This window comes from Longimicrobium sp. (assembly GCF_036280135.1).
In the GTDB taxonomy this organism is placed as follows: domain Bacteria; phylum Gemmatimonadota; class Gemmatimonadetes; order Longimicrobiales; family Longimicrobiaceae; genus Longimicrobium.
The window spans coordinates 1-6,248 of sequence record NZ_DASURI010000260.1 but is presented as its reverse complement, the minus strand read 5'-3'; the positions used below and the strand labels follow the sequence as shown (position 1 = coordinate 6,248).

Genomic DNA, 6,248 nt, shown 5'->3' with positions numbered 1-6,248 from the left:
GTGAGTGCGTGAGTGCGTGAGTGCGTGAGTGCGTGAGTGCGTGAGTGCGTGAGTGCGAAAGTGCGAAAGTGCGAAAGTGAAGAGCCCCGGGCGTCGCTGCCCGGGGCTCTTTCGCGGTTGCAGTACTCTGCTGCCTCTGCTCCCTCTGCGTGAGAATGCAGTTCAGCAGTTGCAGTTCTCTGCGTCCTCCGCGGCTCTGCGTGAGAATGCAGTAGAAGCCGGCCCGGACGAGAGCGCCGCCTTACGCGCCCGTCTCGAGGTCGAAGAACTGCAGCAGCCCCGCCCCGCCCGCCAGCGAGCGCACCACGTCGGACGGGCTGCGCAGCAGGGGGCGCGTGCCCGTCCGGTCGCGGGTAAAGCGGACCACGCGCGCCAGCATCCCCAGCCCCGCCGCGTCCACGTCGCCCAGCGCGGCCGCGTCCAGGCGCACGCGCGTGAACGCGCCCCCATACGCCTCCAGCCCCTCGATCAGCCCCTGCCGGTTGAACACGGTGAGCGTCCGCGGCAGGCGCACGGTAAGGGTGCCGCCTTCCAGGGTCATGGGGAAGTCGTCCAACGGGCCTCGTTTCTGGCGGAGAATCCGGCGACCGGAGAAAATGCCCTCGGACCTGATGTGATAATCCTTGTGGCAGGTTGCCGCAAGAGCGCGCAGTGATCACCTCGGAACCCGCCTGCCATCCGGCGTTTGGCCCGGCTGGACACTGCTACGGGCACGCCGCCGCGCCTGCCACGGGGCATACGCAAAACGCCCCGTCCCCGCGGCGGCGATGCGATCGGAACGCCGCAGCACCGGACCGGGCGGCGCCGCTGCTACGTGGCGGGAACCGGGAATGCACCGGGGGGCGCTCCTGCTGGCGGCGCGCGGGGATGCGCCGAAGCAGGAAATCACCCTGGAGGAAGACTGACCGATGAAGAAGCTCATCCTGGTTCCGGCAATGGCCCTGATGGCGGCGTGCGGCGGTGGCGGCGACGAGGCGGAGACGGGCGCCAGCGCCGATACGATGGGCGCGGCCGGCACCACCACGGGGACGTCCACCGGCACCACGACGACGACGGATCCGTCCATGGGCGGCACCAGCACGGGCACCACCATGGGTGACACCACGGGCATGGGCACCACCGGCGGCACCATGGACAGCGCGGGCATGGGCGCCGGCGGCACGGGCACCATGGGCGGGACGACGGGCGGCGCCACCGGCACCGGGACGGGCGCCACGGGTGGGACGACGGGCAGCACGGGCGCGACCACCACGCCCTGACGCGCGCGCTTCGTTCCAGACGCGCGAATCCGCCAGCTCCGGGCTCCCGGGGCTGGCGAATTCTTTTTGTCTCTGCTGTATCCCAAAGTACAGCCGCCGTCAGTTGCCGCTCCCCAGCATGTTGCTGTTTCCGGAGCGAGTGTACTTCGAGCGCGTCTCCTTGCGAGCGGCAGGATGCGGCGGTGTCTCTCGGGGCTCCGTGGTACCGGGTTCCGCGGAATCCGGCTGCACGGAAGGAAAAGGCTCGCGGTCGTGATTGTTGGACATTGATTCCCCCCTGCGGAGTCGGCCAGATCGATTAGCAACCGGATCGTACGCCACCGACTCCCAGGGGGCAATCTTTCATCAAAACCCAGTCATGTAGCGCCTGGCTGGCCCATTAAGGACGACAGCCCAAGCCTGAAAAGGTGAGCAGATGCGGGGGTTGCGCATGGAGCCGGCGCGTGGCGGAGATGTTCGGCTCCAAAAAGCTGCCCCCGGTTGATGGCGCATTCGTAGCGGGCAGATATAATTTTCGTCTGCTTCGCCCGGTCCTTCCCGGGATACGACCCTCCATTCAGCGCCGGAGCGCTCCCATGTTCAGGAAAGGTTTCTTTGCGGGTGCAGTGGCCGCCGTCGTCGCATCCACCGCGTGCAGCGGCGGAACGCCTACGAACGTTCCGCAATCCGGGACGGCTCCGCGAAACGTTGCGGGCTGGGGCTATGAATCGGGTGGAAAGAGCGAGGACACGACGTGGACGACCACGGCGGCCGACACGATCGTACAGCGGGAAGGCGGAGGCGCGATCGGCTCGGGGAACTAGCGGTCAGAGACTGGCGGCCAGCTTTCGCACGCGCTGAAGAAGCATCTCCGCCTGGAGGAAGATGACACTGTCCTCCGGCAGCGGCACGTCGCGCTCCGCCGGCGCGGGCGCCTGGATGGCCGCCAGCAGCTCGTTGGCGAAATGCTCTGCGGTGGCATCCTGCCGCCCGCGGGCCATTTCGCGGGCACGGACACTGAGCGCACGCGCTCGCTCCACGTCACCCGCCGTGAAGTGCGCCTGCGAGATGTGGACGAGCGCCATCGGGGCATTTTCCGTCGCGACGGCGGCAAGCCCGAGAACGGTGTCCGAGGCTGATCGAAAGCGGTCCGCCTGGCCAAGCATGGCCGCCGCACGCGAGATGCTGGAGAGCGCCAGGATTCGTGCGCTGGGTAGCGTAAGAAACGGGAGCGCCGCCTCCATGACGGGTAGCGCGGGTGCCGCGAAGCCCCTGTTCAGCCAGACCAACGCCCAGTCATGCGCCAGGGCGAAGATGTTCCGGGCTCGGGGTCCGTACAGGGTCGCCGCCGCTTCCGCGTGCCGTTCGGCCTCGTCCCAGTCTTCCACGTCGATCGCCAGCGCCAGCAGGTCGTGCCGCGCCTCGGCCCCGAGGTGCTTGAGGTTGTGCCGCTTGGCATATCTCCACGCGCGCCAGAGCAGGGCGCGTCCCCGGACGCGGTTTCCACGCGTGATCTCCTGGTTGGCCCAGGACAGCAGCGCCACGACGTATGCGGAAAGCTTTCCGCCCAGGCGCGCAACGGAGATCGCGCGATGAAACCACAGCGTTCCCTGGTCATACGCGGCGCGGGCACGTTCGGCCCGGCCGGCGTAGATGGCGAACATGGGGTCGAACGGCTGCGCGTGCGCCGCGGCGGACGCATAGGCGGCGGCCGTCGCGTAATACGCGTGATCGAGAGCCCAGTGATAGATCCCGGCGCAGGCGCTGGCAACGCGCTCGGGAGCGCTTCCCGCGGGGTGAGCGACGAGTTCCGCCAGCACCTGCAATTCCGCGCCGACCTCGCCCGCGCCCGCGGGCAGTCGCGGAGTTCCGCGCACCTGGAAAAGGGAGCGCCGTGCGTCCCCGGGTGCGTCCGCCCACACGTGGACATCGCGGACCCGCTGGAACAGGAACGTGCCGAGCTCGCCGCCGAGCTCATCCAGCAGGTGCGCTCCCTCGAATGCCCGCTGCCGGCCACGGGGGATGGGCGGCAGGCGCCACTTTCGCGGCTGCCTGGGCTCTGGCTCGCCTCGCTTGATCCCCACCATTCCAGGCTTGACGCCTCCCAAGAAGTGCGGCGTGTGGACAGGTCCGTACCAACATGGCTGCCTCCAGATGCGCAGGCAAGGGCGCAAAGCGTGTGTGTTCCTCGGTGCGCTCGGACTCGCTCGGGGCCATAGGCGAGGTGGGGAGGCCTGAGATCTACAGTTGCCGCAACCTAAAAATGCACGTAGGATACGCCTGGTTCACGCATTCACATTTCCGCCATTGAATCGAACGAGCCGACGTTCGACAGTCCCGGCGTGGATTGGTACCGCGATCCGCCGTTTGACCGCCTGAACCCCGGACCCGACTCATGCGTACCCAGATGAGGCACTGCCTCCGCCGTTTGCCCGTGCTGCTCACGGCAAGTCTGCTCATGGGGCGCCCGTCGCCGGCCGCGGCGCAGAACGCGGACGAAGTCGCGCGGGCGATCAGCACCGTGATGGATCATCGCGCCACGTACATGGCGGATGCGCTGCCGTTCGACGGGTGCACGGTCCAGCGCGCGATGGAGGGGGCGGCCGGCTACGCGGCCCGGCTCGTGCCCCACGTGCGGGCGATGATCGACGACCCGGCGGCGCCCTGTCCTCGCACGCCCCCGCAGGGACGGCGCACGGTGCTCGTCGACTCGGTGCAGCTCGCGGCGGACACGGCCCGCGTCTACCTCACCGTGCTTCGCGGAGAGCTCGTGCACCGGGAGAACTACGTGCTCAACCCGCGGCCCGGCGTGTACATGGGTGTTCGGGACGTGCGGTCCTGGGGCTTTGCACAGGCGTACCCCCGTCGGGCCGGCGGTGCCGCCGCGCCACGCGAGTAGACTGCGGCACAGTCGAAAACAAGGCGGCCGGAGGGAGCGCGGGCGCCCTCCGGCCGTTTGCGGTTCCATCCAGCCCCGTCAGTCCCCGTCCGGGCCCAGCGCGGGGTGGTCGTCCAGGCCCAGCTCGCGCAGCAGGTCGGGACCGATGCCCACCTCCGCCAGCTCGCGGCGCGTCCAGCCGGCCGTGATCATCCCCAGCACCTCGCCCACCATCCACGCCCGCATCTCGGCGTCGTCGCCGGCAAGCGGCTCCCGCGCCCGGGACCGGCGGGCGCGCAGGGCCTCGAACTGCGCGCGCAGCATCTCGCGGCGCAGCTCCAGCTGGTCCATGGCCGCGCGGCCGCGCCCCAGCGTGGCCGCGGAGTGCATCCGCAGCTCGCGCGAGTGGCGCCGCAGCGCCCGCATCCGGGCCTGGAGCTCGCCCGGAGCCGGAGCCTGCGCGGGCGGGAAGTCGGATGGTCGATCGTTCCGCATCCCCAAAGATGCCGCGCCATCCGTATACGAACCATGGGCCGGCACCAGGAGCCGGCTGCGGACGTCAGAACGCGAGGTCCGCCAGGACGGGAAGGCCAAAGAGCGCCGTGGACACGGCGGGCGCCATCACCAGGCTCACGAGCGCATCCGCCAGCTTGTCCAGGGGGAGCACGAAGTCGGCGCCGCAGCCGCTGAGCACGGCCTGGGGCATGGACGGCGCCTCGCAGGTGGCGGGGTCCTGCGCCAGCACCAGCCCGCCGCGGCGCCGGATCTCGGCCGCGCCCGCCGCGCCGTCCCGCCCCCGCCCCGTGAGCACCACGCCCAGCGCGCGGGCGCCGTACGCCGCCGCCACCGACGCGAACAGGGGATCGGCCGAGGGGCGCGCGAAGTTCACCCGCGGCCCGCCGTCCATCCGCAGCACGCCGTCGGCCGCCACGCGCACGTGCTGGTCCGCGGGGCCCACGTGCACGTGCCCGGGGCGCGGCACGTCCCCGTCGCGCGCTTCGTGCACGCGCAGGCGGGTGGCCGCGCCCAGCACCCGGTCCAGGTAGCCGTGGGCGCCCGGCGCGCGGTGCTGCGCCACCACCATGGGCGCGCCGAACTCCTCCGGCAGGCGCCCCAGCAGCGCGCGCAGGGCCTGCAGCCCGCCCGCGGAGGCGGCCACGGTCACCAGCCCGAAGCGGGGCGGACGGAGGCCGGTAGAAGTGGACACGGGCATCATGGGCGGTGAGCGTGTTTCCTGCGGGGAACGGGATGTGTACGGAGCCGGACACAGGAAAGATACCTCACGCACCCCGCTGGGTACAGATGTTTACCGAAGAACCGACGCAGCGCACCCTTGACCCGGACGGGGACACGCCCCGCAACCGCATCCTGGCCGCCCTCCCGCCGGACGAGTGGGAGCGCGTGCGGGCGAGCCTGGAGCGGGTGCCCCTGCCCTTTCGCACGGTGCTCTTCGAGCCCAACCAGGCCATCGCGTACGTGTATTTTCCGGAAGACGCCGTCGTCTCCATCCTGGGGATCATGGAGGACGGGTCGGCCGTGGAGACGGGGACGGTGGGCAACGAGGGGATGGTGGGCGTGCCCGTCTTCCTGGGCGCCATGCAGATGGCCGGGCAGGCGTTCGCGCAGGTGTCGGGGACGGCGTGGCGGATGCCGGCCGGCGCCCTGCGCGAGGAGACGCGGCGGGGAAGCACCCTGGCCCGGCTGCTGGGGCGCTACACGCAGGCGCTGTTCACGCTCGTGGCGCAATCGTCCGCCTGCAACCGCAAGCACGGCACGGAGCAGCGCTGCGCCCGCTGGCTGCTGATGACGCACGACCGCGTGGGCGGCGACACCTTCGAGCTCACGCAGCTCTTCCTGTCGCAGATGCTGGGCGTGCGCCGCGCCACGGTGAACGAGACGGCCACGGCGCTGCAGGCGCGGGGGCTCATCCGCTACGTCCGCGGGCGGGTGACCATCATGGACCGGGCGGGGCTGGAGGCGGCGGCGTGCCCCTGCTACGACGTCATCCGCGCCGAGTTCGCGCGGATGCTGGAGGACGCCGTGCCGCCGTCGCTCCTGGACGACGTCCGCGTGTCCGAGGCGGGAATGAGCACGGCGGGCGACGGGGCCCCGCTGGACGGAGGGGCGGACGA

The 6,248-nt window shown here is 70.7% G+C and carries 7 protein-coding genes; 3 read left to right on the top strand and 4 right to left on the bottom strand.

What is annotated here, in order from left to right:
• Positions 1 to 241: 241 nt before the first annotated feature.
• Entirely contained in the window at positions 242 to 556 is a 315-nt protein-coding gene (locus tag VFZ20_RS08045) for a hypothetical protein (protein WP_329683337.1), read from the bottom strand.
• A gap of 352 nt (positions 557 to 908) precedes the next feature.
• Here VFZ20_RS08045 and VFZ20_RS08040 point away from each other — a divergent pair, with 352 nt between their 5' ends.
• Entirely contained in the window at positions 909 to 1,259 is a 351-nt protein-coding gene (locus VFZ20_RS08040; RefSeq protein ID WP_329683336.1) for a hypothetical protein, read from the top strand.
• An 806-nt stretch (positions 1,260 to 2,065) separates the two neighbouring features.
• Here the strand turns inward: VFZ20_RS08040 and VFZ20_RS08035 are convergent.
• Positions 2,066 to 3,325, bottom strand: a complete 1,260-nt coding sequence (locus tag VFZ20_RS08035; RefSeq protein ID WP_329683335.1) for a hypothetical protein — start codon at positions 3,323 to 3,325, stop codon at positions 2,066 to 2,068.
• Between the two features lie 308 nt (positions 3,326 to 3,633).
• Between VFZ20_RS08035 and VFZ20_RS08030 the strand changes: the two genes are divergently transcribed.
• Positions 3,634 to 4,137: a hypothetical protein gene (locus VFZ20_RS08030; RefSeq protein ID WP_329683334.1), complete on the top strand. Its 504-nt coding sequence runs from the start codon at positions 3,634 to 3,636 to the stop codon at positions 4,135 to 4,137.
• A gap of 78 nt (positions 4,138 to 4,215) precedes the next feature.
• Here VFZ20_RS08030 and VFZ20_RS08025 read toward each other — a convergent pair whose 3' ends face one another.
• Both VFZ20_RS08025 and VFZ20_RS08020 read right to left on the bottom strand, forming a co-directional pair.
• Positions 4,216 to 4,542: a hypothetical protein gene (locus VFZ20_RS08025; protein ID WP_329683333.1), complete on the bottom strand. Its 327-nt coding sequence runs from the start codon at positions 4,540 to 4,542 to the stop codon at positions 4,216 to 4,218.
• Positions 4,543 to 4,675: 133 nt separating this feature from the next.
• Positions 4,676 to 5,323, bottom strand: coding sequence for a chemotaxis protein CheB (locus VFZ20_RS08020; RefSeq protein ID WP_329683332.1), 648 nt, complete (start codon positions 5,321 to 5,323; stop codon positions 4,676 to 4,678).
• 95 nt (positions 5,324 to 5,418) lie between these two features.
• On the opposite strand from VFZ20_RS08020, the gene VFZ20_RS08015 reads away from it, so the two are divergent.
• On the top strand, positions 5,419 to 6,248 hold an 830-nt coding region (locus VFZ20_RS08015), incomplete at its 3' end, for a Crp/Fnr family transcriptional regulator (RefSeq protein WP_329683331.1).